This is a genomic window from Actinomycetota bacterium, assembly GCA_035640355.1.
GTDB lineage: Bacteria > Actinomycetota > UBA4738 > UBA4738 > HRBIN12 > CALGFI01.
The window spans coordinates 1-26,432 of record DASQWI010000014.1 but is presented as its reverse complement, the minus strand read 5'-3'; the positions used below and the strand labels follow the sequence as shown (position 1 = coordinate 26,432).

Here is a 26,432-nt window from a genome sequence, read left to right as displayed (position 1 = left end):
GCAGCCAACTCAGTCGAAGTCCGCGCCGGCCGGCTCACGCCTCGACAGGTCGATGCCCAGCTCCTCGGCCGCGCGGAACACGTCCTCGTCGGTCTCGCGAAGCTCGATCTCCTCGCCCTCGGCCGAGCGGACCTCGACGTTCAGGCAGAGCGACTGCATCTCCTTGATGAGGACCTTGAATGACTCGGGGATCCCCGGCTCGGGGATGTTCTCGCCCTTCACGATCGCCTCATACACCTTTACCCGGCCCAGGACGTCGTCCGACTTGATGGTGAGCAGCTCCTGCAGCGCGTACGCCGCGCCGTAGGCCTCCAACGCCCACACCTCCATCTCGCCGAACCGCTGGCCGCCGAACTGCGCCTTCCCGCCGAGCGGCTGCTGCGTGATCATCGAGTAGGGCCCGGTCGATCGAGCGTGGATCTTGTCGTCGACCAGGTGGAGCAGCTTCAGGATGTAGGCCACACCCACCGTGACCGGCTCCTCGTAGGGCTCGCCCGTTCGCCCGTCGAACAGGACGGCCTTGCCGACCTCGTCGACCAGCCGCACGCCGTCCGCATTCGGATGAGCCGACCGGATCGCCTCGAGGATCTCGTTCTCACGGGCGCCGTCGAACACGGGCGTCTCGACATAGACGGGCCCGGTGAAGTCCTGGCCGTCCTTTCGGAACCCCACCAGCCCTGCCCACCCGAGGTGCGCCTCGAGGACCTGCCCGAGGTTCATCCGCGACGGCACGCCGAGCGGGTTCAGGATGATGTCGACCGGCGTCCCGTCCGCGAGGAACGGCATGTCCTCCTCGGGCAGGATCGTCGAGATGACGCCCTTGTTTCCGTGGCGGCCGGCGAGCTTGTCGCCGTCGGAGATCTTCCGCTTCTGCGCCACATATACCCGTACCAGCTGATTCACGCCGGGCGGGAGCTCGTCGCCCTCCTCCCGAGTGAACACCCGAACGCCGATGACCTTGCCGCTCTCACCGTGCGGAACCTTCAGTGACGTGTCGCGAACCTCTCGCGCCTTCTCTCCGAAGATCGCGCGGAGCAGGCGCTCCTCGGGCGTCAGCTCGGTCTCACCCTTGGGTGTGACCTTGCCGACCAGGTAGTCGCCGGGGTTCACCTCGGCGCCGATGCGGACGATGCCGCGCTCGTCGAGGTCCTTCAGGATCTCCTCGGAGACGTTGGGGATGTCCCGCGTGATCTCCTCGGCTCCGAGCTTGGTGTCGCGCGCGTCGACCTCGTGCTCCTCGATGTGGACCGACGTCAGCACGTCGTCCTTCACGAGACGCTCCGAGATGATGATGGCGTCCTCGTAGTTGTGGCCCTCCCAGGGCATGTACGCGACGATCAGGTTGCGGCCGAGCGCCATCTCGCCGGACTCCGTGGATGGGCCGTCCGCGATGACCTGGTTCTTCACGACCTTGTCGCCGGTCGCGACGATCGGCTTCTGGTTCATCGAGGTGCCCTGGTTGGACCGGCGGAACTTCTCGAGTCGGTAGGTGCGCAGGTTCCCGGTCCGCTCGCGGACCACGACGTCTTCCGCCGAGACGTCCTCGACAACTCCCGCCTCCTCGGCCAGGACGACGTCGCCGGCGTCCACCGCGGCACGGAACTCCACGCCGGTGCCCACCAGCGGGGCCTCGGAGCGGAGCAGGGGCACCGCCTGGCGCTGCATGTTCGCGCCCATGAGGGCCCGGTTGGCGTCGTCGTGCTCCAGGAAGGGGATCAGGGCCGCCCCCACCGAGATGATCTGCTTCGGCGAGACGTCCATGTAGTCCACCTCGTCCGGGGCAACCTGGTCGACCTCGCCGCCCTTGCGCCGAACCAGCACCGCAGCGTTCGCGAACCGCCCATCACTTTTCAGCGGCTCGTTGGCCTGGGCGATGACGTGCCGGTCCTCCTCGTCGGCCGACAGGTAGTCGATCTTGTCTGTGGCCTTACCGGCGGTGACGCGGCGATACGGCGTCTCGACGAACCCGAACTGATTGATCCGTCCGTAGGTCGACAGCGAGCCGATCAGGCCGATGTTCGGACCCTCCGGAGTCTCGATCGGGCACATCCGGCCGTAGTGGCTGGCGTGGACATCGCGGACCTCGAAGCCGGCGCGCTCGCGCGAGAGCCCTCCCGGTCCGAGCGCCGACAGGCGCCGCTTGTGGGTCAGGCTCGCCAGCGGGTTGGTCTGGTCCAGGAACTGCGACAGCTGCGAGGTCCCGAAGAACTCCTTGATCGACGCGACGACGGGCCGGATGTTGATCAGCGTCTGTGGGGTGATCGCCTCGACGTCCTGAGTGGTCATCCGCTCGCGGACGACGCGCTCCATCCGGGACAGGCCGATCCGGATCTGGTTCTGGATCAGCTCGCCGACCGAGCGGAGCCGCCGGTTGCCGAAGTGGTCGATGTCGTCGGGCTCGTACCCCTCTTCGCCCGCGTGGAGCTTCACCAGGTAGCGGACGGTTCGCAGCATGTCCTCGTAGGTGAGGATGCTCTTGTACTTGGGACCGCCCTCACCCTGCTCGTCCTTCTGGAGCTCGCCCCACACACGGTAGCGCGGCTGATCCCAGCCCTTCTTGTCGGGATTGGCCAGCTCGTCCAGTTGCTTGGCACGGGCTCGAAGCTGAGTCGCGAGGACGCCTTGGGCCGCCTCGAGCTTCTTGTTGACCTTGTACCGGCCCACTCGCGCCAGGTCGTACCGCTTGGGATTGAAGAAGAGGTTCTCCAGAAGCGTGCGCGCCGACTCCGCCGTGGGCGGCTCGCCCGGGCGGAGCTTCCGGTAGATATCCTCGAGCGCCTCCTCGGGCGTCTCGAAGTGGTCCTTCTCCAGGGTGTTCTGGATGGACGGGGCGTGCTCGAACAGCTGGAGGATCTCCTCGGTGGACCAGCCGAGCGCCTTCAGCAAGATGGTGACGCTCTGGCGGCGCTTTCGGTCGATGCGGACGCCGACGGTGTCCTTCTTGTCGACGTCGAACTCGAGCCAGGCGCCGCGCGACGGGATGATCTTCGCCACGAAGACGTCCTTGTCGGTTGTCTTGTCGATGTCATGGCTGAAGTACACGCCCGGCGAGCGGACGAGCTGAGACACCACGACACGCTCGGTGCCGTTGATGATGAAGGTCCCCCGCTCGGTCATCATGGGGAAGTCACCCATAAAGACCTCCTGCTCCTTGATCTCGCCGGTGGCCTTGTTGACGAACATGGCCTCGACGAACAAGGGGCGGGAGAACGTTTGATCCTTGTCCTTGGCCTCCTCCTCGGAGAACTTCTGCTCCTTGAAGGTGTGCTTCCCGAAGTGGAGCTGGAACTGCTCCGTGAAGTCCTCGATCGGAGAGACTTCCTCGAGGACCTCCTTCAGGCCCTCGGCAAGGAGCTGATCGAAGGACTCTCTCTGAACGCCGACGAGGTCGGGAAGCGGAAGGACCTCGTCGAGCTTGGCGAAACTGACACGATCGCGAACAGGGACCAGCTGGTCAGGCAAGAACTATCCCCCCCAGGGTGAATGCGGCGGCGCCTGGAATCCGGGCAGGCGGGAGACGGCACGGCAACAGAGCAGTCTACGAGAAGCCCCAGGCAGCGTCAATCCCCGGGCGGGGCACCCGGTCCAAATCGGGACGCAGGTTACTCCCCTGGCCCATCGGGGTCAACCCCTGATCGTCGTTCAGTGCCTGGAGCCGACGGCCGGTTGGGTCAGTCGCCCGTGGGCGTGAGAGCCGCGATGCGATGCTCGCCGCCGCTTGTGACGACTGCGGACTCGTCGACCATGCCGAGCGCGCGGGCGATATCCGCGACCGCGTTGCCCAGCGCAGTGGCTTGCTCGCTCGTCTGGATCCGGACGCCGCGCTCGGTCAGCACGCCGAAGAACTCCTCCATCCGCGCCCGGTCATCACCCAGGAGCGAGGCCTCCGATACCTGCAGCGCGCGAGCGAGTCGCTCGAGGGTCTGGATCGACGGCGCCACGTGGCCGTTCTCGTAGCGCGAGAGCCGAGCCTTCGGGATCCCCGAGATCTCCTCGAGATCCGACTGGGAGAACCCGGACTTGATCCTGTTCTCGCGCAAGCGCTGGCCGAACGTCCGCTCGTCACTCATATCCTGCCCCCCTGGGTACCGGTTGCGTCCGGAACCTACTGCGCCACTCCCAGTGCACGCAAACCGGGTTTCAGCATCGTCGGTCCTCAACCGCTCGACGCTTGAAGGCCGGGCCTACTTGACCTCGACCGTTGCGCCGGCGCCCTCGAGCTGCTCCTTGGCCTTGTCGGCGGCTTCCTTGTTGACCCGTTCGAGCACCGGCTTGGGGGCCCCGTCCACCAGATCCTTGGCCTCCTTCAACCCGAGGCTGGTGAGCGCGCGGACCTCCTTGATGACCTGGATCTTCTTGTCGCCGGCTCCGGTGAGGATGACGTCGAACTCCGTCTGCTCCTCGACCTCCTCGGCGGCCTGCGCACCCCCTGCGGCACCGGCCATCATCATGGGCGCGGCCGCAGCGGCCTTGACGTCGAACGTCTCTTCGAACTTCTTGATGAACTCGGACAGCTCGAGGAGCGTCATGTCCTTGAACTGGTCGAGCAGGTCGTCCGAGCTGATCTTCGCCATTCGGGTTCTCCTTCCTTTATTCGTCTGGAGCGTGATCCGGTTCGTCGCCGGTCGTCGCGCCTTCGTCTGGTTCGGTGGCTTCCGTTTCGTGTGATCCGTTGGCCGCCTCTGGTTCCTCCGCCGGCTCCTCCGGTGAGGCCGGTTCGGCCGTGTCCGCTTCGGCGGCGGTCTCGGCGGTGGGCGCCTCCTCTGTCTCACCCGGGCTCGTTTCGGCGTGAGGTGGCTCGGCCTTCTCGGCTGCACCCGCCGCCTCCGTCTCGACGGCCTCCCCGGGAAGCTTGTCGCGGTAGGCCTCGAGGAGTCCGACGAACCGGCTCTGCAGCTGTTGGAGCATCGACGCGGCGCGCGACATGTCGGCCTTCATGAGCCCCGCGATCCTCGAGAGCATCGCCTCGCGTGACTCCAGTGTTGCCAGAGCCTGCGCCTCGGCCGCGTCGAGGACACGGCCCTCCATGTATGCGCCCTTGATGACGAGCGCTGGGAAGCGCTTTGCCGCGTCGACGATCTGCTTCGCGGCCGCGACGACATCGCCCCGCACGAACGCGACCGCGGTCGGCCCGCTCAGCAACGCTTCGAGCTGGATGCCTGCCTCGCCCGCCGCACGCTGCATGAGCGTGTTCTTCACTATGGAGAACCTCGCCTCGTCCTGCAGGGACCGGCGGAGCTCGGTCGCGTCGTGGACGGTCAGGCCGCGGTACTCGGCGAGCAGAAGCGCCTCCGAGGATTCGATCCGGCCTTTGAGCGCCTCGACCTTCGCGATCTTCTCTGCACTTGGCATGTGCTTGTGGCTCCCTCGGTACATGAAAAAACGCCCCCGCAGGCGAGAGCGGAGGCGTGCTCCGTTCGGCACGTCCGATGGCCTCGGCAGGTACCGGCGTGGCCGGATGATGCGGCGCCCCTGCTGTCTGCGGCGCGTCCAAAAATACTCGGCGCGGCCGGCCTCGCCAACCGTCACCATGTTGAAGGGCATTATGTCGCGGGATCCGTACCCATGAGTCGTCCGTCGGGAGCAGTTCTGCTCCCCAGCCGGCGCGAGACGAACACCAATGCGAGGAACGTCGCCACGCCGATCCCGAGCAACGCGTCGTAGCGCGGGAACGGGACGTACTCGAACGAGATGTCGTGCACACCCGCCGGGACGAAGCGACCGACGAGGCTCGGCGCGAACATCTGCGGTTCGACCTCGTCGCCGTCCACGGTCACTCGCCAACGGTTGTCGAACGACGCCTTGAGGATCACGGCCGCGGGTCGTGTCACATCGACGGTTGCGCTCGCGCGTCCCTCGTCGAGCTGCAGCGACGCACCGACCACGACGCCGGGCGCCGCCTGCGGCGCCTCATCTCCTGTGACCGTTGGTGCGGCCGGCTCGAACCCGGCGAACGCAATGCCCGGGTAGACGTCCGCGCCCGGTAGGTCCGAGCCGAGCCACGGCGCGATCTTCTCGCCGAGGTTCGTTCGATCCGCTTCGATCGTCCGTCCGACATCGACGACCTCTACAGCTCCGTCGACGGCGATCTCCCACAAGGCGTGCCGGCCCCGCTCCGCAATCAGCTCGGCGTCCGCAGGTGGCGGACGCGTCGCCGGCTGGATCATGTACCGAACGTCGAACACGTCGAAGTGCGCCGGGTCGGAGTCGCGGAATCGGAACTCCGCGGGTGAGGACAAGGACCACGTCGGCCGGGTGAAGCCGACCTCTGGCACGTCGAGATTGAGCAGTTCCGCGTACAGCGGCACCTGGCCGACCCGATACGCCGCGCCCCAGTTCGAACGAAGACCGCCGTAGATCCGGCCCGGGGCACGCCGATCAGCGATCGCGACCAGCGCGGCGACGTCGGCACCCTCGGTCCGATCCGCGACCTGTTGCTCGTTGATCCATCGGGCACCGACGGCTGCCCAGCTCCAGCGCTCACCCCACGCCGGTGAGAGCACCAGCACGCCGAGCGAAACGAGGGCCACGGGGCGAAGGAAGCGCCAACTGGACGTCCACTCCCGGCGGCGCAACCAAGACGTCACGACCCTGCCGAGCCATGCGAGACCGATCCCCGCAAGGTACAGCCCCCCGAGGTGGACCCCGAAGACGTAGCGACGCAGGAACAGGTCGCCCGACCCCGGTAGCAGCCGCAGCGCCGATCCCCACGTCGTCCGCCCGAAGAAGAGCAAGAGCGACAGCAGCGTGAGCCCGACGACCACGCGAACGCGCTCGTCTCGGCGCCATCGCCACACACTGACTCCGAGCCCGACCGCCACCGCCAGGGAGATGACCGGGATGCGGTCACGATCGAACAGCTGGCCGGTGCCCATCCACGACAGGATCTGCCGCGCGCCGAACGAGTCGTAGAACACCTTCCCCCGCGAGAACTCGTCCTGGATCGTCGTCGCCCGATCGAGGAGTAACGGCACGATGACCCACGCCGCGATGAGGAACGCCCCGATCCCGACGAGGGCGGCGCGAGCGATCCGCTTCACGAATCGCGTCGGCCGAACCAGTACGAGCACCCCGAGCGACAGCAGCGCGAGGTACCCCGTGAGCAGGTGGACCGCGACGGTCATCGCGATCATGAGCGCCGCAACTGCGTACGAACGCCCCCGAGCCACCGCGCGGTAGCCGAACCCCCACGCGATCGGCAGCAGCCACATCCCCCACAGTTGCGTCCACGTGCCGTAGCCGCGCCAGGCGTAGCTCCCCCACTCGTAGCCCAGCGTCGGTGCGCTCGCGATGAGCGGTGACACGAGCGCTGCGGCGGCCGAACGCCATCGCCCGAGACCGAGAAGTCGTCCACCGGCGAACACCGCGATCGGCCACAGCGCGAGACCGAGATACAGCGTGATGGTGTACGCGCGGTGCGAGTCGACGGCGATCGCGAGGAGCCCCGTCAACACGTGTGGCAGGCTCTGGTAGCGGTGGAACCGGGACGACCCGAGCGCGAGCTGCGGATACCACCCGTCGAGCGGGAGATGGCCCTCGGACCACCGGTCCTCGGCCCACGCGATCATCGAACGGTGGACCGCGCCGTCGTTCAGGTTCTGCGCCGGTGAGAGCTCGGCGCGGAGCGCGACGAGGCCGAACAGCACCGCGAGCGAGACAAGAACCCACGGACCCCATCGGTGCATCGCGTTCGAACGACCGAAACGGGACGCGCGCGCGTGTGGACGGGACTCCACCGCTCGCGAGCGTAGCCCAGCGTTCCCGTGAACCTGGGGAATCTAAGCTCTCGTGCTGCGGGCTAGCCGACCTACGCCGGCGCCTCCGCCCGCGGGGCGTCCGTGTCCTTCAGCCGATTCGTGTCGATGGCGATGCCGGGACCCATCGTCGTCGTGAGCGTCAGGCTCTTCACGTACTTGCCCTTCGCCGCCGACGGCCTGCCCCGGAGGATCTCGTCCACGACGGCGACGTAATTCTCGAGCAACTGTCGATCGGAGAACGACTTCTTCCCGATGATCATGTGGACGTTGCCGGTCCGATCGGTTCGGTACTCGACCTTGCCGCCCTTGATGTCCTGAACGGCTTTCGCGATGTCGTTCGTGACGGTGCCGGTCTTCGGGTTGGGCATCAGACCGCGAGGGCCGAGCACGCGTCCGGCCTTTCCGACCGTGGCCATCATGTCGGGAGAGGCGACCGCCGCGTCGAAATCGATCTGTCCCCCCATCACCTGCTCGACGAGGTCCTCGGCTCCGACCACGTCGGCGCCGGCCTCGCGAGCCTCGGTCGCCTTCGGCCCCTGGGCGAAAACCGCCACGCGAACCGACTTGCCCGAGCCGTTCGGCAGGTTGACCGTTCCGCGGACGAGCTGATCCGCCTTCCGCGGGTCGACCCCGAGGCGGAAGGCGACCTCGACCGTCTCGTCGAACTTCGCGTCCGGGAACTGCTTCAGCACCGCGATCGCCTCGCCAGGTGTGTACTCGCGATCGCGATCGACGAGCTCCGCGGTCTTGGCGTATCGCTTCCCGTTGCCGCGTGTCACGACGCCACCTCCACGCCCATGCTGCGAGCGGTTCCGGCGAGGATCTGCATCGCGGCGTCGACGTCGTTGGCGTTCAGGTCGGCCATCTTGCGCTGGGCGATCGTGCGCAGCTGATCCTGGGTGATCTTTCCGACCTTGTTACGGTTCGGCTCGCCGGAGCCCTTCTCCAGTCCGACGGCCTGCTTGATCAGCTCCGCCGCCGGCGGTTGCTTGATGATGAACGTGAACGAACGGTCCTCGTAGATCGTGAGCTCGGCTGGGATCACCTGGCCGGCGAACTGCTGCGTCTGCTCGTTGTACTGCCGGCAGAACTCCATGATGTTGACGCCGTGCTGGCCGAGCGCCGTCCCCACGGGAGGCGCGGGGGTGGCCTGACCGGCGCGGATCTGAAGCTTGACGACGGCGAGAACCTTCTTCTTCGCCATGTGTGGCGTTCACCTCCTGCGGTGCAAGCGGCCGTGGTTGGCCTCCCGCGATCGAATCGGATGTTCCGTTGGGACTTCGATACAGAGAGTAACGGGGTGCCGCGCGCGGCGGCGGCTAGACCTTCGCGACCTGGTCGAACGACAGCTCCACCGGAGTCTCGCGGTCGAAGATGTTGACCAGCACCTTGAGCTTGCTCTGGTCGAGGTTGATCTCGCTGATCGTCCCGTTGAAGTCGGCGAACGGCCCCGAGATGATCCGCACGACGTCGTTCTCCTCGAAGCCCAGGCGGAACTGCGGCTTCACTTCTTCCTTCTTGACGGCCAGGATCTTCTCCACCTCGCGCTTCGACAGCGGCGTGGGCTTGCTGCCCGTCCCGGCGGCGACGAAACCCGTCACGCCCGGCGTGTTCCGCACCACGTACCAGGAGTCGTTGTCGTACACCATCTTCACGAGCAGGTATCCGGGGAAGACCTTCCGCTGAACGACCTGCTTCTTGCCACCCTTGATCTCCATGACGTCCTCCATGGGGATGTGGACGTCGAAGATCTTGTCTTCCATCTGCATCGTATGGATTCGGGATTCGAGATTCGTCTTCACCTTGTTCTCGTAACCGGCGTACGTGTGCACGACGTACCAGTCGCCGGGGCCCCGGAACGGATCGCGGACCTTCGTCTCCATCTCATCGGCGGCCTCCGCCGTGCCGTCGGTGGAGACCTCGGCAGGCGCCGTGGCGAGCGCGGCGTCTTCCTCGACGCCCGACAGGCCCGCGGAGGGCTCCTCTTCCTCGACGGGAACCTCGACGAGATCCGTCGGCCCGGCGCCGATGGCCTCGTTCGTCGACGGAAGTGGTTCCTCGCCGGTGGCGTCCTGGAGGATCGCAACGCCGGTCTCGGGCGGAACCTGCGATTCGGTCACGTCGACGCCGACCTGGAACGTCTCGCTCCCCCCGGTGTACGGCTCGCCGAGGTCGGCCGATGACCCGACGATGGGTGCGGCCTCCTCGATGGGTTCGGCCTCTCCGGCTCCGGCTTCATCGCCGGACTCCGCGTCCATGACGGGTTCGGCCTCCGCGACCTGCTCCGCCTCGGCAGTCACGGACGTCTCGTCCTCGGTCGGTGACTGCACGTTCTCGTTGGCTTCGTTCGCGTTCGTGTTCATGGTTGCCTCACGGTCACTTCGTTCGGGATGGGATGCGTCTGGATCCGCGACCGGATCAGTTGACGAAGACATCGAGCACGTACCGCGAGAACAGGACGTCGAGCCCGAACACGTACGACGTCATCACGACGACCGTAACGAGTACGACGGCGGTGTACGTGACGAGCTCCTGTCGCGTCGGCCAGATGACCTTCTTCAGCTCCTGACGAACCTCCTTCAGGAACTGTCGGGCGCCCGTGCGCTCACGCTTCTGCTGCTGCTGCGCACGTCGAGCCGTCACCGCGGCCTGAGCGCGTTCGACGCTCGTGCCTTGGCGACGCTGCGCCCGCTTCATCTGCCTGTTCATCGCTGCTCCTTGCAGGGGCGGAGGGACTTGAACCCCCAACCGCCGGTTTTGGAGACCGGTGCTCTACCAGGTTGAGCTACGCCCCTCCGAGGCCCGGAACGTCAGTATAGGGGTGCCCCAAACGCCCGGCAAAGCACGCTTCCTCGTCTGATGCCTTCCTCGAGACTCGCCCGATGGTGCGTGATGTTGGACACGCCCTCTCCTACACTTGCGCGGACGCTTCGCGACGGCCCCGGATCGCGAGCCTCGGATGCATCAGCCCGATGACCCGTACTCGCCCGCCGAACGGGCGACGCGGCGGCGTGTCTTCTCCTCTCCCCCAACGGGCGAGCCCGGTCCCGAGCCCACCGCTCAAGAAGGGATCGAGCACATCGAACAGTTGATGGAGTCCTACAAGGCCGCCATCCAGGAGCAACTGGAGGAAGGTCTATCGGGGATCCGCCACACCGCCGGCAAGCTCATGCAGGAGGTCGCCAACGAGGACTGGAGCACGACCGAGGGCAGCAGCAGCCAAGCCCGCTCGCGCCTCGTCCACGACCGTGAGCGCAACCAAGCGATCCGAAGCCTGATCCCCGAGAGCCGCCAGCACGGCGCGCCCCTTGCCGTCAAGGACGTGGCGGCGTTGCGAGCACAGCTCGCCGACATCACGCGGCAGATCGCCGGAGCCCTGCATGAACTCGCCGAACGCGATCAGGAGGTCATCGAGGCGGTTCGGTCCAGGATCCTCGAGCACGGCCAGCTGATGACCTCGGAGACGACGCGGATCTCCCGCGCGATGGAGACGTACGTGCAGCACGGCGTCGAAGCCATGGGGAAGCTTGCCGGCAGCATGGAAGCCCAGGTCCACCTGCTCACGACGCGAGGCGACGCGATCGCGGAGCGGGTCCGCGAGATCGTCGAGCCACAGACGGCGCTCCTCGGCGAGCAGCTGCAGCTGATGTACGACCGGATGGCGATCGACACGGCCGCGATCAGCGAGGCGACCAGCAGCCAAACGGAGCGCGACGAGCAACGGGGCCACGAGCTCGCCGAACAAGTTCAGCTGGTGTACGAGCGGATGGCGATCGACACCCGTTCGATCACGGACGCCGTGTCGGAGCTCAACACGGCGATGTCCCGCAGCATCATGGGGATCGCGCGCATGGTGCGTTCGGACGCCGAGGCGCTCCGGAGCGAGATCGTGCGAACCGCGCGGACGGATGACGGGCAGGTCGCGTCGATCCTCGAAGACCGGCTCGCGCGCGTCACCGACGAGATCGAGGCGGGTACGACCCGCCTGGTCGAACAACTCAATCGAGGCATCGCGGAAGCGCACGCGGGCTTGACGGCAAATCTCACGCGCGCGCTCGAGCAGCAGACGCCGGTCTCGGAGGAGCGTATTCGATCGATCGAGGAACGCCTCGACGAAGCCGCGGGCGAGCTCGACGCGAAGCTCGCCGGGAGGATCGAGGGACTCGGTCGGCTCGTTCGGTCCGACAACGTCACGCTCGCCGAGCAGGTGTCCGCCGGACAGGCGGCGACGAAGCAAACGCTCCGCGCGTTGAAGGAGCTCCAGGCGAACCTGCCGGGCGATGTGATCGAGCTGGTCGAGCAGCGCCTCGCGTCGCTCGCGGAGACGATCGAGCGTTCGAACGAGACGCTCGGCAAGCGCATCGACATGGTGGCGGACTCGATCGGGCGGCGGCAGGACAGCGAGATCCAGGTCGTCATCGACCGCATGGGCGACGCGATGCACGCGCTGGCGGGCCTGGGAAGGGTCGAGGAGGAGGAGCGGCCGCCCGAGCGCATCGAGCTCGAGTAACGCTCAGGCCAGGCGGATCTCCGCGATTCCCCGACGGATCGGGTACTCCGTCTTGCCGTCGCGTTCGACGGTCACCCATACGTCGAGCGTGGCCGTCCGGCGATCGGTCTGCACGTCGATGACCTTGCCCCCCGCGACGATCGTCTCGCCGACGAACACGGGTGCGCGGAACTGCACGCGGAGCCTCGTGAGTACCGAGACGTCGCCTGCCCATCGAACGATCGACGTCGCCAGGTGAGACATCGTGTACATCCCGTGCGCAATCACGCCCGGGAAACCAGCGGCCTTCGCGGCGTCGTCGTTGAGGTGCAGAGGATTCTGGTCGCCGGACGCGTCGGCGTAGTTCTTCATATCCTCCCGCGAGACGACGCGCTCGAGCGTGGGTAGCTCGTCACCCACGTGGACGTGTTCCGTCGCCATCGTCACCCGTCGCCCCGAACGAGCAGCGTGCTCGTTGCGACGACGACCGTTCGGCGCGCCTCGTCGCGCAGGTCGGTGTGCAGCGTGACGAAGCTCATGGCGCCTTTCGTCCGGATGTCGGCGATCGTCGTCTGTGCGGTGAGCGTCTCGCCGATGGTGAGCGGACGTCTCCACTCGTACTCCTGTTCAGCGTGCAGCACACGGGATAGATCGAGTCCGAGCTCGTCGTCCGCGAGCACGTTCCGGAGTCCCGCGGCGAGCTCGGGCGCCGTGGCGAACGTCGGCGGCACGTCGTCGCCTTCGTGCCCGATGACCGCGGCGAACTGCGCCACACGCTCCGCTTCGAGCGGGAACGCGATTGGTGGATAGGTCTTGCCGACGAGCTGGGCGTTCAGTGCCACGACGCGTCGTCGGTCGGAGCGCTCATGCGTGGAACGTCGTTGGGGAGAACGACCGACACCCTGGTCCCACCCGCGGCTGTCTCCCGCACGGCCTATTCACACCTCCCGATCATGCTGCGAACGTAGCCCCAGCCATGCGCCTCGACAACCGAGCGACGTTGCGTGACTCGCGGCATGATGCCACCTACGATCGGGCGAATGGAATCCATGACCGCTGAAGGCAATCCCGCCCGGCAGGGAAATCACGTGCCGGAGAGTGTGGAGGGCAAGACGGGTCCGCGCTCGAAGGCGATCACGGTCCTCATCGTCGACGACGAGCGGACGTTCGGCGAGGCGCTCGAGCTCGCGCTCGCGCGCGAGAAGGACTTCCGCATCGTCCACGTCGCCACCGATGCCACCCAGGCGATCCGCGCCGCGTCCGAGCACCAGCCCGACGTGGTGCTGATGGACGTGGCGATGCCGGGCATGAACGGCATAGAGGCGACGCGCCGTATCAAGGAGGCCGACCCGAACGCCGCCGTGTTGATCCTGTCCGGCCACGAGGACGAGCACCTGCTCGCACGCGCCGTCGCGGCCGGTGCCGTCGGCATGCTGCAGAAGACAGAGGCGATCGTGAACGTCGCCACATCGGTTCGGCGAGCCCACCGAGGGGAGCCGCTGCACGACGAGACCGAGGTCGAGGGGGCGATGCGTCGCCTCCGCCGTCGTCGACAGACCGATGACGACGCGGCTCGACGACTGGACCGACTCACGCCGCGCGAGACGGAGATCCTCTCGCTCATGGCCGAGGGCAAGTCGCAAGACGAGATCTCGACGCTGCTCCGCGTCACGCCGAACACGTTGCGGACGCACGTGCAAAACGTGCTGACGAAGCTCGCCGTGCACTCGAAGGTTGAAGCGCTCGCGCTCGCGATTCGCTACGGCAAGGTCGACACCGTCAACGTGACCGATCCGCCCGAACCCGCCGAGCGAACGAGCTGACAGCGGCGTACTTCCGGTAAGCGATTCAGCGTGTCTCGCGGTGAACCGTGTGACGGCGGTCCCACCGGCAGTACTTCCGTAGCTCGATCCGGTCACGGTCGTTCACCCTGTTCTTGACCGTCACGTAGTTGCGCCGCTTGCACTCGGTGCAGGCGAGCGTGATCGTCGGCCGGTTGCCTTCTTTCTTCGCCATGTGATCCCTACGCGGTGATCTTGGTCACTCGGCCGGCCCCCACGGTTCGGCCGCCCTCGCGGATCGCGAAGCGCAGGCCCTCCTCCATGGCGATCGGCGCGATGAGGTTCACGGTCATCTCGACGTTGTCACCGGGCATGACCATCTCGACACCCTCGGGGAGGTTCGCCGTGCCGGTCACGTCGGTCGTCCGGAAGTAGAACTGCGGACGGTAGCCGTTGAAGAACGGCGTGTGCCGTCCGCCCTCGTCCTTGGACAGGACATAGACCTGCGCGGCGAAGTCGGTGTGCGGCGTGATCGTTCCGGGCTTGGAGAGCACCTGACCTCGCTCGACCTCTTCTTTGTCGATGCCCCTGAGCAGCACGCCGACGTTGTCGCCGGCCTGTACCTCGTCGAGGAGCTTGCGGAACATCTCGAGGTCGGTGGCGGTGGTCTTTCGCGTGTCCTTGATACCGACGATCTCCACCTCTTCCATCTTCTTGAGGATCCCGCGCTCGACGCGACCCGTGACGACGGTGCCGCGCCCGGTGATGGAGAAGACGTCCTCGATCGACATCAGGAACGGCTTGTCGACGTCGCGCGTCGGTTCGGGGATATAGGTGTCGCACGCCGCGAGGAGCTCGTCGATCTTGCCGATCCAGGTGTCGTCGCCCTCGAGCGCCTTGAGTGCGCTCACGTGGATCACGGGCACCTCGTCACCAGGGAACTCGTAGGACGACAGGAGCTCGCGGACCTCCAGCTCGACCAGGTCGAGAAGCTCCGGGTCGTCGACCATGTCGCACTTGTTGAGCGCGACGACGATGTATGGAACACCGACCTGACGGGCGAGCAGGACGTGCTCGCGCGTCTGGGGCATCGGCCCATCGGCAGCGGAGACGACCAGGATCGCCCCGTCCATCTGAGCGGCGCCGGTGATCATGTTCTTGATGTAGTCGGCGTGACCAGGGCAATCGACGTGCGCGTAGTGGCGCGAGTCCGTCTGATACTCGACGTGAGCGATGGCGATGGTGATCCCGCGCTCGCGCTCCTCCGGCGCCTTGTCGATCTGGTCGAACGGCGTGAAATCGGCGAGGCCCTTCGACGCCTGAACCTTCGTGATCGCGGCGGTGAGGGTCGTCTTGCCGTGGTCGATGTGACCGATCGTCCCGATGTTCACGTGCGGCTTGTTCCGCTCGAACTTCTTCTTCGCCATGTGCTCGTGCTCCCCTGGACCCGCGCTCAGTTGCTCGTAGCGGGGGCGGGATTCGAACCCGCGACACAGCGATTATGAGCCGCTTGCTCTGCCACTGAGCTACCCCGCCCGGCCGCCGAAGTCTACCCGTGCACGCAGCGAGATGACCTGGTGGAGGGGACGTTTGGGCAGACTCTCATGCGCCCGGTTCCTCGCGATTCGCCGCCTCGTCGGCCGCGGCGACGATCCACTCGCGAGCGTCGGTCACCGTCGCGTCGACGGGGATGACGCCGTCCGCGCCGGCCATCGACAGGACACCCCGGACGCGGGAGCCGTCGGGGGCCGCCGCCCGCATGACCTGCTGCCGCCACCGGAAGCGCTCCACGAGGTGCACGAGCATTCGAACGCCGGCGCTGTCGAGATACTCCACGCCTGACAGATCGACGACCATCCCGAGCGCCGTGTTCTGCACCGCGTCGACGATGGTCTCCTCGAGCTCGGACGCGTTGGACAGGTCGATCTCGCCGGTGATCCGCGCGGTCAGGACCTCGCCGTCGCCCTCCAAGGTCATTCGGGCGGGCCCGGTCACTGGCTGCCCGCAGTCGACACCGGGCGCCTCATGCGAACGGTCGTCCCCGATCCGCCCCGCTCGATCGTCACCTCGGGCATGCACGCATGGATCATCCCCAGCCCCCGCCCCCCGTCACCGCCGCGAAGCGGGCGCCATTTTCCGCCGTCGCGAACCTCGACATCGACGTGGCCGTCGTCGAGCCGCGCCTGGATGTCCACCCAGCCGTCCCCGGGGCCATACGCATGCCGGATCGAGTTGGTCACGGCCTCGGTCGAGGCAAGGACGATCTCCTCGGAGTCCGGCCGCGGGACCCCGTTGACCGAGAGCCATCGGTGGAGCGAGCGCCGGACGCGCGAGAGCGTCCTGGGTTCGGCATCGATGCGGAGATGAACGCCCTCGGCCGGAACGGGTAGCTGCCGGATGGCGAGCAGCGCGATGTCGTCGGTCACGTCGCCCGGAACCATCTCGGCAAGCAGCCGGTCACAGAGCTCTTCGACGTTGAGCAAGGCGTGCGCCTCAGCGATGCGGAGCAACCGCGCGAGGCCGTCGTCGAGCGCGAGATCGCGCCGGTCGACCAGGCCGTCCGTGTACAGGATGAGCGTTGTCCCCGGCTCTATGCGGACGCTGGTCTCTCCGAACCGCGCGTGCTCGCCGATCCCCATCGGGGGCCCCGGCGGGGCATCGAGGAACTGGGCGGCGGTCCCGTTTACGACGAGCGGCGGCGGATGGCCAGCGTTCACCAGCCGGCCCTCGAGCGTGTCGAGGTCAACGACGAGGTAGAGCATCGTCACCATCTGGTCCGAGGCAATCTGGCGGAGCAACGCCTCCGCGCGGACCGCGACGACATGCGGCGGATGCCCCTCGAGCGCGTACGCGCGCACGGCCATCCGGAGCTGTCCCATGAGGCTCGCCGCCTCGAGTCCGTGTCCCGCGACGTCGCCGATCACGAGGGCGACGGTCGACGGCGTGATGGGGACAACGTCGTACCAGTCGCCACCGGCGTTGAACCCCGCTTCGGCCGGCTCGTACCGTGCGGCGACCTCGACGCCCTCGATGTCGTCGAACGAACGCGGCAGCAGCGCCGTTTGCAGCGTGTCGGCGATGCGGTGCTCCCGCTCGAACTGGTGACGCTCGGTCACGTCTTGGACGATGCCGAGCATCCGAACCGGTGCCCCGGCTGCGTCGCGCGTCAGACGCGCCCGGCCGAACAGGTGTCGCGTCTCGCCGTCGGGAAGGACGACCCGGTACTCGATGTCGGCGACGCGCGTGCGGCCGCTCTCGAGCGCAGACTGCACGTTCTCGCGGATCCGGGACTGATCTTCCGGTGGGGCGAGCTCGATCGCCCTGTCGAACGTCACCGGGAACGACTGTGGTTCGGCGCCGTGGATCCGGTACATCTCGTCGGACCAGTGCACTTCGCCCGTGATGACGTCCCACTCCCAGGTCCCGATCCGAGCGACCTCGTGCGCCTCGGCCAGCGCGCGTTCACTTCGCCGGAGGCGGGACTCGGCCTCGCGTCGTTCGGCGACCTCGCGTTCGAGGAGCTCGTTCGCGGCCGACAGCTCGGACGTACGTTGCTGGACGCGGGTCTCGAGATCCGCCGCGGCGCGTTCGAGGGCTTGTCGTGCGCGCGCTCGCTCCTCGACGAGGGACGCCAGGAGGAACGCGGTGAAGGCGACCGTTGCGTTGAACGCCTGAAGCGTCAGCATCGTGTCGAACAGCCGCGCGTTGGCGAACGGACCACGACCTTCGACGGCGGCCCACGTCGCCGCGACGCACGCGATGATCACCGCCGGCGCCGCACCGGCGTGCCGGAACCGCCACGCCGCCCACCCGACGACGGGCAGGACGAGGAACAGCAGCTGAATATCGGAGGTGACGGCGTATGCGGCCACCAGGACGAGAACCACGCCGAGCGCCGCGGCCTCGAACGCGGTCGCCCACCGGAACGCGACGCGTCGCTCGCGGATCGTCGAGAGGAACAGTAGGAGCGGAGCGAAGACGAGCACGCCGACGGCGTCGCCGGCCCACCACACGGACCATGCGGCGAGGAACCGCTCGGTGGGGATGGCGCCCGAAAGCACGAGCGTGCCCGAACCGATCGTCGCACTGACGAGCATGCTGAGAAGTGCCGCCAGGCCGACGAGCGCGACGACGTCGCGCGGGCGGTCCATCCGGCTGTGGAACCCCGTCGCGAGCAGGAGCATGGCGGCGATGAGTGGGGCGACGGTGTTTCCTACTGCAGTTGCAGCGGCGGCGAGCGCCGTTTCACTGATCGGGAGGTTGACGGCGAACGCAGCGATCGCGATCGCCGGCCACAGCCTCCGGCCGAAGAGGAGGAGCCCGACGACGGCGATGCCCGATGGGGGCCACAGAGGCGTGATGTTGCGCTCGATCAGCGCGAGCTTCAGGCTCAGCTCGGCTGCGAACCAATAGGCCGCGCCGACCAGGACGGCTACGACGAGGTCGTTGGAGAGCGCGGGCGAGAACCGCCGAGACGCGGGCGGCGAACCGGCCATGTTGGGTGTACCTTCGCGCACATCTGCCCGGGCGTCACGCAACCCGTGGCGGGCGCCCCTCCGCAACTCGCTCAGAGCTCGCCGATGGACAGACCAACTTCCAGGGAGAACGTTCGCGCGTCGAGCCGGAGAGGGGATTCGAACCCCTGACCCCCTCCTTACCATGGAGGTGCTCTGCCGACTGAGCTACTCCGGCGGAGCGGCCATGATAGCGAGGAGGTGGGCAGGATCGACCGCACCAGCGTGTCGCGGCTGATGGCGCTCGTGCTCGCGTTCGCCGCGGTGGCGTGCGCGGACGCACCAGCGCCCAGCGAGAGCGCGGCCGAGCGCCCGCGGCTCGTGATCGAGGCGGCCGACGGACCCGTCTCCGTCGACGTGGAGGTCGCCGACGAGGGGTTCGAGCGACGCGTCGGTCTCATGGGCCGAACGAAGCTCCCCGCCGGCGCCGGGATGGCCTTCCTGTTTCCCGAACCGACCCCCGGCTCGTTCTGGATGAAGGACACGCTCATCCCGCTCTCGATCGCGTTCTGGAACGAGAGCGGTGCGATCGTTGCGATCCTCGACATGGAACCGTGTCCCGACGACGAGTGTCCGTCGTACGACCCCGGAGTCGACTTCGTCGGTGCGCTCGAGGTGAACCAGGGATTCTTCGACGAGCACCGCATCGACGTCGGCGATCGCGTTCGGCTGGTTGGCGTCCCGGTATGAGCGACGGCTGTTTGCTCTGCCGCGCCGACCACGTCACCGCGTGGCACTTCGAGGACGATGAGTGCTGGGTGGCCGACTGCCTGGTGTGCGCGACGCCGATGATCGTGTGGCGGACGCACGGGCTCCCCGACGACGACGATGAGCGGCGACTCCGAACGCGCCTGGAGCAGATCGCGGCCGAGCGCTACCCGGAAGGGTTCTGGATCGACGACGAGCGACGACGCATCCCGGACCACTGGCACGCGCACGCCCGTCCAGCCGGTGGGTTCTTCGACCCCGCGAGCGAGTTGTACGACCGGTTCGGTTGACACGACGTGAACGCGATGAATCTTCGCTCCGAGGTCTCGAAGGTCAACTGGTACCACTCGATTCCGCTCGGCGACGGCGTCGTGACCCCTGGGGCCGACGACACGCCGTCACGACTCCCGAAGATCCACATACCGGACGACCTGTCGGGCAAGACCGTCCTCGACGTCGGCGCGTGGGACGGGTTCTTCTCGTTCGAGGCCGAACGGCGGGGCGCTTCGCGCGTGCTCGCCACCGATTCGTTTTCATGGACTGGCCAGGGGTGGGGCACGAAAGACGGGTTCGAGCTGGCACGCCGCGCGCTCGGATCGCGGGTCGAGGACCGTGAGCTCGACGTGCTCGATCTCTCTCCAGAAACAGTCGGCGTGTTCGACGTCGTGTTCTTCCTCGGCGTGCTGTACCACATGAAGCATCCGCTGCTCGCGCTGGAGCGCGTCTTCTCGGTGACGCGCGAGTTGTTGATCATGAGCACGTTCGTGGACGCAACGTGGACGCGCCGTCCCGCCGCTGCGTTCTACCCCCGCGCGGAGGCGAACAGCGACCCGACCAACTGGTGGGGACCGAACCCAGGAGCTGTCGTGGCGATGCTCGAGACGGCCGGGTTCACGCGAGTGGAGGTCGTCGACGGGCCGACGCCGTTGCGGAGCCGGCTCAAGGTGGGCATCCGTCGCCGCCTGGGCGGGGGCGCGCCGATCCTTCCGACGTTGTGGCAGGGAGCAATCGTGTGTCACGCACGCCCGTAGTCGACCGGCGATTGCTGTCGCTACGCGTTCGTTCGGTGCAAGAAGGGCGTGGGAGGGGGAGGATTCGAACCTCCGTAGGCTACGCCGGCGATTTTACAGACCGCTCCCTTTGGCCGCTCGGGCACCCTCCCGGGGAACGATGACGAGGATAGCAAGCGTTCCAGGCCCGGGCGCCATTGCGCGCCGCCACGCAGGAATGGCGAGCGCGCGCCGCTTCGTAAGATGTCCCGCGTGGCAAAGACCGATTTCTCATTCGACATCGTGTCCCAGGTCTCGATGCCCGAAGTCACGAACGCGGTCGATCAGGCCCGCCGAGAGCTCGCGCAGCGGTTCGACTTCAAGGACACCGGCACGGCGATCTCCCAGGACGAGAAGGTGATCGAGGTGCGCTCGTCCACAGAGGACCGGCTGAAGGCGGCGGTCGAGGTCCTGAAGGAGAAGGCCGTGCGACGCGAGATCAGCCTGAAGGCGCTCCACTTCGGCCCGGTACAACCTGCGGCGAAGGGCACCCAGAAACAGTCGATCGACGTGAACGTAGGGATCTCCGACGACAAGGCGCGCGAGCTGGTGAAGTTCGTGAAGGGCCTCAAGGTCAAGGTTCAGGCGCAGGTCCAGGGGGACCAGGTCCGCATCACCGGAAAGGCCAAGGACGACCTGCAGACGGTGATCCGGGCCGTCAAGGAGAAGGACTTCGGCCTCGCGCTCCAGTTCGTCAACTTCCGCCCGTAGCCGCCTCCGACGTGCCGCTTTGTCTCGCCGTTCAAACGACGAGTACAGTGCGCCGATCGGAGGTGGTCGAGTGGACGTCGAACGACTGAAGGCCCGCGCGGACGAGATCGCCGAACGAGAGAGCGCCCGACTCCTCGAACGGACGGCGGCGTCGAAGAGCCTGTTCGAGCGCGCCATGCGGAGCATGCCGAACGGTGTGGCCTCCAACTTCCAGGCCGGCCACCCCTATCCCGTTTACCTGAGCAAGGGGCAGGGGTCGAAGGTGTGGGACGTCGACGGGACCGAGTACATCGACTTCCACGGCGGCTTCGGCGTGAACGTCGTCGGGCACGCGCACCCGAAGATCGTCGAGGCGATCCGCAAGGTCGCCGACCAGGGCATCCACTTCGCCGTCACCACGGAGACCACCGTCGCGCTGGCCGAGGCGATATGCGAGCGGTTCCAGCTCGAGCAGATGCGCTTCGTGAACTCGGGGACCGAGGCGACGATGGACGCGATCCGGGTCGCACGTGCCGCGACCGGCCGCGACCTCATCGTGAAGATGGAGGGCTCCTATCACGGGCACCACGACTCGGTCCTGTTCTCCGTCGTGCCGGAGGCCGACGTCCTCGGGCTTCGTCACAACGTCGACCAGCAAGGCCGCACGTGGTACACGACCGAGCCGACCTCGAAGGGTGTGCCCCGCGCGCTATGGGACACCGTGATCGTCGTCCCGTTCAACGACGCCAACGCGGTCGAGCAGGCGTTCGCCGACAACCCGGACCGGATCGCGGCGGTGATCCTCGAGCCGGTGATGATGAACATCGGTCTCGTTCCGCCGAAGCCCGGCTACCTCCAAGCGCTCCGCGACGCGTGCGAGCGGAATGGCGCCGCGTTGATCTACGACGAGGTGAAGTGCGGTGGGACGATCGCCTACGGTGGAACGACCGAGCGGTTCGGAGTCAGGCCTCATCTCGCCGCGTACGCCAAGGCCGTGGGGGGCGGCGCGACGATCGGCGCGTTCGGCGGCGAAGCTCGGTTCATGGACCTCGTCTCGCGCGGCGCCGCGCAGCAGGGAACGTTCAACGGGAACCCGCTGTCGGCCGCGGCAGGTCTGGCCGCGCTCACCGAGGTGCTGACCAAGGACGCGTACGACCACCTCGGGAAGCTCGGCACGATGTTGGCCGAGGGTTGCGAGCGGGCCATCGGCGACAGCGACCTTCCGGCTCACGCCGTCGACCTCGGAGCGAAGGGCTGCGTCTCGTACCGGAAGGAACCGCTCGAGAACTACCGCGACTTCCTGGAGACGATCCCGGAGCTCTTCTACGCCTCGTTCTCGTGGATGATCAATCGCGGGATCTTCATGACCCCGGGCGACGAGGAGCAATGGACGATCTCGGTGCAACACACCGAGGAGGATGTCCAGCGGTACGTCGACGCGTTCTCGGAGTTCTGCGCCGAGCTCGGGTCCTGACGAGACCGTGACGGCCGTCCGGGCCGTCCTGCTCGACCTCTACGATACGCTCGCGTGGACCGAGTGGCCCAGGCTCCGCGCGCTGTTCTCCGAACGAACCGGCGTCGAGCCGCGAAGGTTGATGAACGCGTTCGCGACCACACGCAGGCGCCGGTCCCTAGGTGAGTTCGAGAGCGTGGAGGGCGACCTTCGAGCGGTGCTCGAGGCGGCAGACGTCGAGGCATCCGAGGCTCTGGTAGGCGAACTCGCACGACTGGAGGGGGACGTGCTCGAGCGGGGCGTCCATCTCTGGGACGACGCACTGCCGGTGATCGCCGAGCTTCGGGCGCTCGACGTACCCGTGGGCGTGGTCAGCAACTGCGATCACTCGACGCGGCCGATCGTCGATCGCCTCGGCATCGCCGAGGCGGTCGACGCGGTCCTCCTCTCCTTCGAGGTCGGCGCGGCGAAACCCGACCCCGAGATCTACCTCGCCGCGCTCGACGCGATCGGAAACCCGGAACCCTCGGCCACCGTGTTCGTCGATGACCAGGCGGGATACTGCGACGCAGCGGCGGCCCTCGGCATGCGAACGCTGCTCATGCTGCGCGACGAGGCGTCTCCCGTTGAGGGAGTGAGCGAGCCCCGAGACCACCGGGTGATCCGGGACCTCCGGGCTGTCGTCGATCTTCTCTGAACGAACGGGCGTCAGACGGCCAGCTCGCGCTTGATCTCCTCGAGACGCGCGACGCGCGCTTCCGTCGGCGGGTGCGTCGAGAACAGGTTCGCCAGGCTCCTCGAAGCCTGACGTCCGCGGAACGGATTCACGATGAACAGGTGCGCCTCCGCGGGGCTCACCGTCGCCGGGACCGGCACCTGCTTGGCCGACGCCTCGAGCTTCCGCAGAGCGCTGGCAAGCGCGTCGGGGTCGCCCGACAAGATCGCCCCGGACTCGTCGGCCTGGTACTCGCGCGAACGGCTCACGGCCATCTGGATGATCGCAGCGGCGATCGGCGCCAGGATCCACGCGAACAACAGCCCGAACGCGCCGAGCGGGTTCTCGTCGTCCCCGCCGAACCACAGCGCGAATCGCGCAAGGAACGTGATGCTCAGCCCGATGGCCGCGGCGATGCTGGAGATCAGGATGTCGCGGTTGGCGACGTGTGAGAGCTCGTGGGCCAGAACGCCGCGGAGCTCGCGTTCGTCGAGGATCTGCAGGATGCCCTTCGTCACGGAGACGGCGGCGTGGTCGGGGTTCCGCCCCGTGGCGAACGCGTTCGGCTGCATCATGTCCGAGACGTAGATGCGAGGCATCGGCATCCGATTCGTCTCCGTGAGCTCTCGGACGATCCGGTAGAGCTCCGGCGCCTCCTGCTCCGTGACGGGCTTGGACCGCGTCGTAGCAATGGCGATCTTGTCGCTGAACCAGTACATCGAGAAGTTGAAGACAAGCGCGATCGCGAGCGCGATGATGGCTCCCTGCGATCCGCCGAGCACGCTCCCGATGACGATGAACAGGCCACCCAGGGCCGCGATCAGGATCCAGGTCTTGACTCTGTTCAGGCCGATCAACTCGACCTCATCCTCCTTCGAACGTTGCCGACATACACGACGACCTCCGCCCGGCGGCCAAGGTCGGTCGGTACCTGCATGTTCTCACAGGTCGTTCGTCACACCGCCTCACCAGGTTCGTCGCGAAGGCGACAGTGAGTCAGCGCTCGACGAGGGTTGAGAGCGGCGGGAACCTCGCGATGAGCTCCGGCCAGACGCCGATTGCGACCACCGCCACCGTCGTGATGAAGGTCACTGCGGTGACGAGCGCCGGCGACATCAGTGGTCGGTCCTGCTCGGGCTCGACGAACAGCATCTGCCGCGGCACCGCCAGGTAGTAGTACAGGCTGATCACCGAGTTCACGATCATGATCACGGCGAGGACGGTTCCGATCCCGCCGCGCTCGATCGCCGCCCCGAACACGACGAACTTCGCCCAGAATCCGGCCGTGGGTGGGATCCCGGCAAGCGAGACCATGAACACGGTCATGGCGAACGCGAGCAAACCCGCGCGCCGGCCGAGACCCGCGAAGTCCGAGATCAGCAGCCCGCGCGACTCGCGCGACATGGCGATCACCACTGCGAACGCGCCCAGCGTCATGATCGCGTAGATCAAGATGTAGGTCACGGCCGCGGCGAACGCGTCCTGGTTCACGCCTGTGTCGGATGAGACCAGCGCGAACGGCAGCAACATGTAGCCGGCCTGGGCGATGCTCGAGTACGCGAGCAGGCGAACCACCTGCTGTTGCTGGAGTGCCACGAGGTTCCCGATCGTCATCGTGGCGATCGACAGCGCGGCGAAGATGGGCGTCCAGAACGCGTGCTGGTTCACGAACGCGACGAACATCAGCTGCAGCAGCCCGGCGAAGCCCGCCGCTTTGGACGCGGTCGCCAGGAAGGCGGCGACGGGAACGGGAGCTCCCTCGTACGTGTCCGGCGCCCAGAACTGGAACGGCACCGCGCTCACCTTGAATGCGAACCCGGCGACGACGAACAGGATCGCGGCGAGCACCAACGTCTCCTGTCCTCTCGGAAGCGGTCCGGATAGCGCGGTCGCGATCTCTCCCAGGTTCAACGAGCCCGCAACGCCGTAGATCAGGCTCATCCCGTAGAGCATCACGGCGGTCGAGAGCACGCCGATCAGGAAGAACTTCAGCCCCGCCTCGTTCGAACGCGGATCCGACTTGCGGAACGCCGCGATGAGGAATCCCGGCGCGCTGACGAGCTCGAGCGAGATGAACAGCATCAACAGGTCCCGCGAGGACGGCATCAAGAGGCAGCCCAGGAACGACGTGAGCAACAGGAAGTAGTACTCGCCCTGGTAGAAGCGCCCATCGCGGAAGTACCGGAGCGAGATGAGCAAGACGAGCAGCGCAACCACGAGGAAGAACGTCTTGAACAGCACGGCGAACCCGTCGACGATGAACATGCCATCGAACGTCGTCCGGTCCTCCCCGATCAGCGTCAGCGTCGCGACGAGGGCGGCGACGGTGCCGACGAAACCGATCGGCATCGTGAACCACTTTCGCCGCGCCGAGAGGAACGCATCGGCGATCAGCACGAGCAGGATCGTCGCCGACAGGATCGTCTCGGGCAGGATGGCGTGGTAGTCGATCGACTGGTTCATCGCTCGCTACGACCCGTCCGAGGGGTGCACGATCTGATCTCTCAACCCCCGCCCAGCACCCGCGCGAGCGCCTCGACCGGCTCCTGCGTGACGCCGAAGACCAGGCTCGGGAACAATCCGAGCGCCACCGTCGCGATGAGAAGGGGCGTCCACGAGACCCACTCGACGGCGACGACGTCGCCGAACCCCGCCTCGCGCCACTTGTCGGGAAGCGTGCCCATGTTCACGCGCTGGAGCATCCACAGGAAATAGCCGGCCGTGAGAATCGTACCGATGCCCCCGGCGACCATGAACACCCGGAACAACAACGTGTGCCCAGCCTGATCGAGGATCGACGAAGGATTGAACGCCGACAGCAGCGCCATCACCTCGCCCCAGAAGCCGGCCAGACCGGGCAGTCCGAGCGAGGCGATCGCAACGAACGCGAACACGCCCCCGAGGTACGGAAGTTTCTGCAGCACCCCGCCGCCGATCTCGGCGATCTCACGGGTGTGGTAGCGGTCGTACAGCGAACCGACGCAGAAGAAAAGCATGCCGGTGATGACCCCGTGCGCGACCATGCCGAAGATCGCCGCGTTGATCCCGATCGGTGTGAGCGTGGCGATGCCGAGCATCACGAACCCCATGTGTCCCACTGAGCTGAACGCGATCAGCCGCTTCAGGTCGCGCTGGGCGAGGCACGCAAGCGCGGCGTAGACGATGGCGATCGCGGCCAGGGCGCCGATCCACGGCGCGTACTTCTCCGCGCCGTACGGCAGGATCGGCAGGGCGATGCGAATGAAGCCGTATGTGCCCATCTTCAGCATGATCGCC

At 67.0% G+C, this 26,432-nt stretch carries 26 protein-coding genes and 4 tRNA genes; 8 read left to right on the top strand and 22 right to left on the bottom strand.

The window, feature by feature from the left end; all coding sequences use genetic code 11:
- Positions 1 to 9 precede the first annotated feature (9 nt).
- The 10 genes from VFA08_07535 to VFA08_07490 all read right to left on the bottom strand — a co-directional run bounded on the left by VFA08_07535 (position 10) and on the right by VFA08_07490 (position 10,552).
- Complete coding sequence (locus VFA08_07535; protein ID HYZ13442.1) at positions 10 to 3,462, bottom strand: DNA-directed RNA polymerase subunit beta; 3,453 nt, start codon at positions 3,460 to 3,462, stop codon at positions 10 to 12.
- A 209-nt stretch (positions 3,463 to 3,671) separates the two neighbouring features.
- Entirely contained in the window at positions 3,672 to 4,070 is a 399-nt protein-coding gene (locus VFA08_07530; GenBank protein ID HYZ13441.1) for a helix-turn-helix transcriptional regulator, read from the bottom strand.
- 114 nt (positions 4,071 to 4,184) lie between these two features.
- The gene (rplL, locus tag VFA08_07525) at positions 4,185 to 4,574 is read right to left on the bottom strand and encodes a 50S ribosomal protein L7/L12 (GenBank protein ID HYZ13440.1); all 390 of its coding nucleotides are present in this window, start codon (positions 4,572 to 4,574) and stop codon (positions 4,185 to 4,187) included.
- 16 nt (positions 4,575 to 4,590) lie between these two features.
- The gene (gene rplJ / locus VFA08_07520; protein ID HYZ13439.1) at positions 4,591 to 5,352 is read right to left on the bottom strand and encodes a 50S ribosomal protein L10; all 762 of its coding nucleotides are present in this window, start codon (positions 5,350 to 5,352) and stop codon (positions 4,591 to 4,593) included.
- 191 nt (positions 5,353 to 5,543) lie between these two features.
- The gene (locus VFA08_07515) at positions 5,544 to 7,736 is read right to left on the bottom strand and encodes a DUF6541 family protein (protein HYZ13438.1); all 2,193 of its coding nucleotides are present in this window, start codon (positions 7,734 to 7,736) and stop codon (positions 5,544 to 5,546) included.
- A gap of 71 nt (positions 7,737 to 7,807) precedes the next feature.
- Positions 7,808 to 8,536 carry a 50S ribosomal protein L1 gene (gene rplA / locus VFA08_07510; protein HYZ13437.1) on the bottom strand — a complete coding sequence of 243 codons (729 nt, stop codon included), beginning with the start codon at positions 8,534 to 8,536 and terminating at the stop codon, positions 7,808 to 7,810.
- On the bottom strand, positions 8,533 to 8,961 hold the full coding sequence (rplK, locus tag VFA08_07505) for a 50S ribosomal protein L11 (protein ID HYZ13436.1): 429 nt from the start codon (positions 8,959 to 8,961) through the stop codon (positions 8,533 to 8,535). Before rplK ends, rplA begins: the two co-directional genes overlap by 4 nt.
- A 115-nt stretch (positions 8,962 to 9,076) precedes the next feature.
- Complete coding sequence (nusG, locus tag VFA08_07500; protein HYZ13435.1) at positions 9,077 to 10,120, bottom strand: transcription termination/antitermination protein NusG; 1,044 nt, start codon at positions 10,118 to 10,120, stop codon at positions 9,077 to 9,079.
- Between the two features lie 55 nt (positions 10,121 to 10,175).
- A complete protein-coding gene (gene secE, locus VFA08_07495; protein ID HYZ13434.1) occupies positions 10,176 to 10,466 on the bottom strand; it encodes a preprotein translocase subunit SecE in 291 nt (96 codons plus the stop codon).
- A gap of 12 nt (positions 10,467 to 10,478) precedes the next feature.
- Positions 10,479 to 10,552 (bottom strand) — tRNA-Trp (locus VFA08_07490).
- Between the two features lie 164 nt (positions 10,553 to 10,716).
- Here VFA08_07490 and VFA08_07485 point away from each other — a divergent pair.
- Positions 10,717 to 12,267, top strand: a complete 1,551-nt coding sequence (locus VFA08_07485) for a hypothetical protein (GenBank protein HYZ13433.1) — start codon at positions 10,717 to 10,719, stop codon at positions 12,265 to 12,267.
- Positions 12,268 to 12,270: 3 nt separating this feature from the next.
- Here the strand turns inward: VFA08_07485 and VFA08_07480 are convergent, their stop codons facing one another.
- Complete coding sequence (locus VFA08_07480) at positions 12,271 to 12,687, bottom strand: MaoC/PaaZ C-terminal domain-containing protein (GenBank protein HYZ13432.1); 417 nt, start codon at positions 12,685 to 12,687, stop codon at positions 12,271 to 12,273.
- 2 nt (positions 12,688 to 12,689) lie between these two features.
- On the bottom strand, positions 12,690 to 13,088 hold the full coding sequence (locus VFA08_07475; protein ID HYZ13431.1) for a MaoC family dehydratase N-terminal domain-containing protein: 399 nt from the start codon (positions 13,086 to 13,088) through the stop codon (positions 12,690 to 12,692).
- 198 nt (positions 13,089 to 13,286) lie between these two features.
- Here VFA08_07475 and VFA08_07470 point away from each other — a divergent pair, with 198 nt between their 5' ends.
- Positions 13,287 to 14,069, top strand: coding sequence for a response regulator transcription factor (locus VFA08_07470; protein HYZ13430.1), 783 nt, complete (start codon positions 13,287 to 13,289; stop codon positions 14,067 to 14,069).
- A 25-nt stretch (positions 14,070 to 14,094) separates the two neighbouring features.
- On the opposite strand, the gene rpmG is transcribed toward VFA08_07470, so the two are convergent.
- The 6 genes from rpmG to VFA08_07440 all read right to left on the bottom strand — a co-directional run bounded on the left by rpmG (position 14,095) and on the right by VFA08_07440 (position 18,719).
- Entirely contained in the window at positions 14,095 to 14,262 is a 168-nt protein-coding gene (gene rpmG, locus VFA08_07465) for a 50S ribosomal protein L33 (protein ID HYZ13429.1), read from the bottom strand.
- A 7-nt stretch (positions 14,263 to 14,269) separates the two neighbouring features.
- The gene (gene tuf / locus VFA08_07460) at positions 14,270 to 15,454 is read right to left on the bottom strand and encodes an elongation factor Tu (GenBank protein ID HYZ13428.1); all 1,185 of its coding nucleotides are present in this window, start codon (positions 15,452 to 15,454) and stop codon (positions 14,270 to 14,272) included.
- Between the two features lie 37 nt (positions 15,455 to 15,491).
- Positions 15,492 to 15,563, bottom strand: a tRNA-Met gene (locus VFA08_07455).
- A gap of 66 nt (positions 15,564 to 15,629) precedes the next feature.
- Positions 15,630 to 16,004, bottom strand: coding sequence for an STAS domain-containing protein (locus VFA08_07450; protein HYZ13427.1), 375 nt, complete (start codon positions 16,002 to 16,004; stop codon positions 15,630 to 15,632).
- Between the two features lie 14 nt (positions 16,005 to 16,018).
- Entirely contained in the window at positions 16,019 to 18,523 is a 2,505-nt protein-coding gene (locus VFA08_07445) for a SpoIIE family protein phosphatase (GenBank protein HYZ13426.1), read from the bottom strand.
- A 123-nt stretch (positions 18,524 to 18,646) separates the two neighbouring features.
- Positions 18,647 to 18,719, bottom strand: a tRNA-Thr gene (locus tag VFA08_07440).
- A gap of 23 nt (positions 18,720 to 18,742) precedes the next feature.
- Here VFA08_07440 and VFA08_07435 point away from each other — a divergent pair.
- From VFA08_07435 to VFA08_07425, 3 genes are read left to right on the top strand one after another with little or no spacing between them, the layout of a single operon-like run.
- The gene (locus VFA08_07435; GenBank protein ID HYZ13425.1) at positions 18,743 to 19,231 is read left to right on the top strand and encodes a DUF192 domain-containing protein; all 489 of its coding nucleotides are present in this window, start codon (positions 18,743 to 18,745) and stop codon (positions 19,229 to 19,231) included.
- Positions 19,228 to 19,539: a hypothetical protein gene (locus VFA08_07430; GenBank protein ID HYZ13424.1), complete on the top strand. Its 312-nt coding sequence runs from the start codon at positions 19,228 to 19,230 to the stop codon at positions 19,537 to 19,539. Before VFA08_07435 ends, VFA08_07430 begins: the two co-directional genes overlap by 4 nt.
- Positions 19,540 to 19,554: 15 nt before the next feature.
- Positions 19,555 to 20,280, top strand: coding sequence for a DUF1698 domain-containing protein (locus VFA08_07425; protein ID HYZ13423.1), 726 nt, complete (start codon positions 19,555 to 19,557; stop codon positions 20,278 to 20,280).
- A gap of 49 nt (positions 20,281 to 20,329) precedes the next feature.
- On the opposite strand, the gene VFA08_07420 is transcribed toward VFA08_07425, so the two are convergent.
- Positions 20,330 to 20,411, bottom strand: a tRNA-Tyr gene (locus VFA08_07420).
- 100 nt (positions 20,412 to 20,511) lie between these two features.
- On the opposite strand from VFA08_07420, the gene VFA08_07415 reads away from it, so the two are divergent.
- The 3 genes from VFA08_07415 (at position 20,512) to VFA08_07405 (ending at position 23,138) form a co-directional block, all read left to right on the top strand.
- The gene (locus tag VFA08_07415; protein ID HYZ13422.1) at positions 20,512 to 21,009 is read left to right on the top strand and encodes a YajQ family cyclic di-GMP-binding protein; all 498 of its coding nucleotides are present in this window, start codon (positions 20,512 to 20,514) and stop codon (positions 21,007 to 21,009) included.
- Positions 21,010 to 21,079: 70 nt separating this feature from the next.
- Entirely contained in the window at positions 21,080 to 22,462 is a 1,383-nt protein-coding gene (locus VFA08_07410; GenBank protein ID HYZ13421.1) for an aspartate aminotransferase family protein, read from the top strand.
- 7 nt (positions 22,463 to 22,469) lie between these two features.
- Positions 22,470 to 23,138 (top strand): HAD family hydrolase, encoded by a 669-nt coding sequence (locus VFA08_07405; protein ID HYZ13420.1) that lies wholly within the window; start codon positions 22,470 to 22,472, stop codon positions 23,136 to 23,138.
- An 11-nt stretch (positions 23,139 to 23,149) separates the two neighbouring features.
- Here VFA08_07405 and VFA08_07400 read toward each other — a convergent pair whose 3' ends face one another.
- The 3 genes from VFA08_07400 to VFA08_07390 form a co-directional block, all read right to left on the bottom strand.
- The gene (locus tag VFA08_07400) at positions 23,150 to 24,010 is read right to left on the bottom strand and encodes a zinc metalloprotease HtpX (protein ID HYZ13419.1); all 861 of its coding nucleotides are present in this window, start codon (positions 24,008 to 24,010) and stop codon (positions 23,150 to 23,152) included.
- A gap of 142 nt (positions 24,011 to 24,152) precedes the next feature.
- A complete protein-coding gene (locus VFA08_07395) occupies positions 24,153 to 25,619 on the bottom strand; it encodes an NADH-quinone oxidoreductase subunit N (GenBank protein HYZ13418.1) in 1,467 nt (488 codons plus the stop codon).
- 41 nt (positions 25,620 to 25,660) lie between these two features.
- Positions 25,661 to 26,432 (bottom strand): proton-conducting transporter membrane subunit (locus VFA08_07390; GenBank protein HYZ13417.1); only part of this gene is annotated, 772 nt, incomplete at its 5' end.

Excerpts from the sequence above, each read along its gene's own strand:
- secE (HYZ13434.1), bottom strand. The coding sequence starts at position 10,466 with ATGAACAGGCAGATGAAGCGGGCGCAGCGTCGCCAAGGCACGAGCGTC.
- VFA08_07395 (HYZ13418.1), bottom strand. The coding sequence starts at position 25,619 with ATGAACCAGTCGATCGACTACCACGCCATCCTGCCCGAGACGATCCTG.
- VFA08_07445 (HYZ13426.1), bottom strand. The coding sequence starts at position 18,523 with ATGGCCGGTTCGCCGCCCGCGTCTCGGCGGTTCTCGCCCGCGCTCTCC.
- rpmG (HYZ13429.1), bottom strand. The coding sequence starts at position 14,262 with ATGGCGAAGAAAGAAGGCAACCGGCCGACGATCACGCTCGCCTGCACC.
- nusG (HYZ13435.1), bottom strand. The coding sequence starts at position 10,120 with ATGAACACGAACGCGAACGAAGCCAACGAGAACGTGCAGTCACCGACC.
- VFA08_07485 (HYZ13433.1), top strand. The coding sequence starts at position 10,717 with ATGCATCAGCCCGATGACCCGTACTCGCCCGCCGAACGGGCGACGCGG.
- VFA08_07425 (HYZ13423.1), top strand. The coding sequence starts at position 19,555 with ATGAATCTTCGCTCCGAGGTCTCGAAGGTCAACTGGTACCACTCGATT.
- rplL (HYZ13440.1), bottom strand. The coding sequence starts at position 4,574 with ATGGCGAAGATCAGCTCGGACGACCTGCTCGACCAGTTCAAGGACATG.
- VFA08_07480 (HYZ13432.1), bottom strand. The coding sequence starts at position 12,687 with ATGGCGACGGAACACGTCCACGTGGGTGACGAGCTACCCACGCTCGAG.
- VFA08_07530 (HYZ13441.1), bottom strand. The coding sequence starts at position 4,070 with ATGAGTGACGAGCGGACGTTCGGCCAGCGCTTGCGCGAGAACAGGATC.
- tuf (HYZ13428.1), bottom strand. The coding sequence starts at position 15,454 with ATGGCGAAGAAGAAGTTCGAGCGGAACAAGCCGCACGTGAACATCGGG.
- rplK (HYZ13436.1), bottom strand. The coding sequence starts at position 8,961 with ATGGCGAAGAAGAAGGTTCTCGCCGTCGTCAAGCTTCAGATCCGCGCC.
- rplJ (HYZ13439.1), bottom strand. The coding sequence starts at position 5,352 with ATGCCAAGTGCAGAGAAGATCGCGAAGGTCGAGGCGCTCAAAGGCCGG.
- VFA08_07430 (HYZ13424.1), top strand. The coding sequence starts at position 19,228 with ATGAGCGACGGCTGTTTGCTCTGCCGCGCCGACCACGTCACCGCGTGG.
- VFA08_07470 (HYZ13430.1), top strand. The coding sequence starts at position 13,287 with ATGGAATCCATGACCGCTGAAGGCAATCCCGCCCGGCAGGGAAATCAC.
- VFA08_07450 (HYZ13427.1), bottom strand. The coding sequence starts at position 16,004 with ATGACCTTGGAGGGCGACGGCGAGGTCCTGACCGCGCGGATCACCGGC.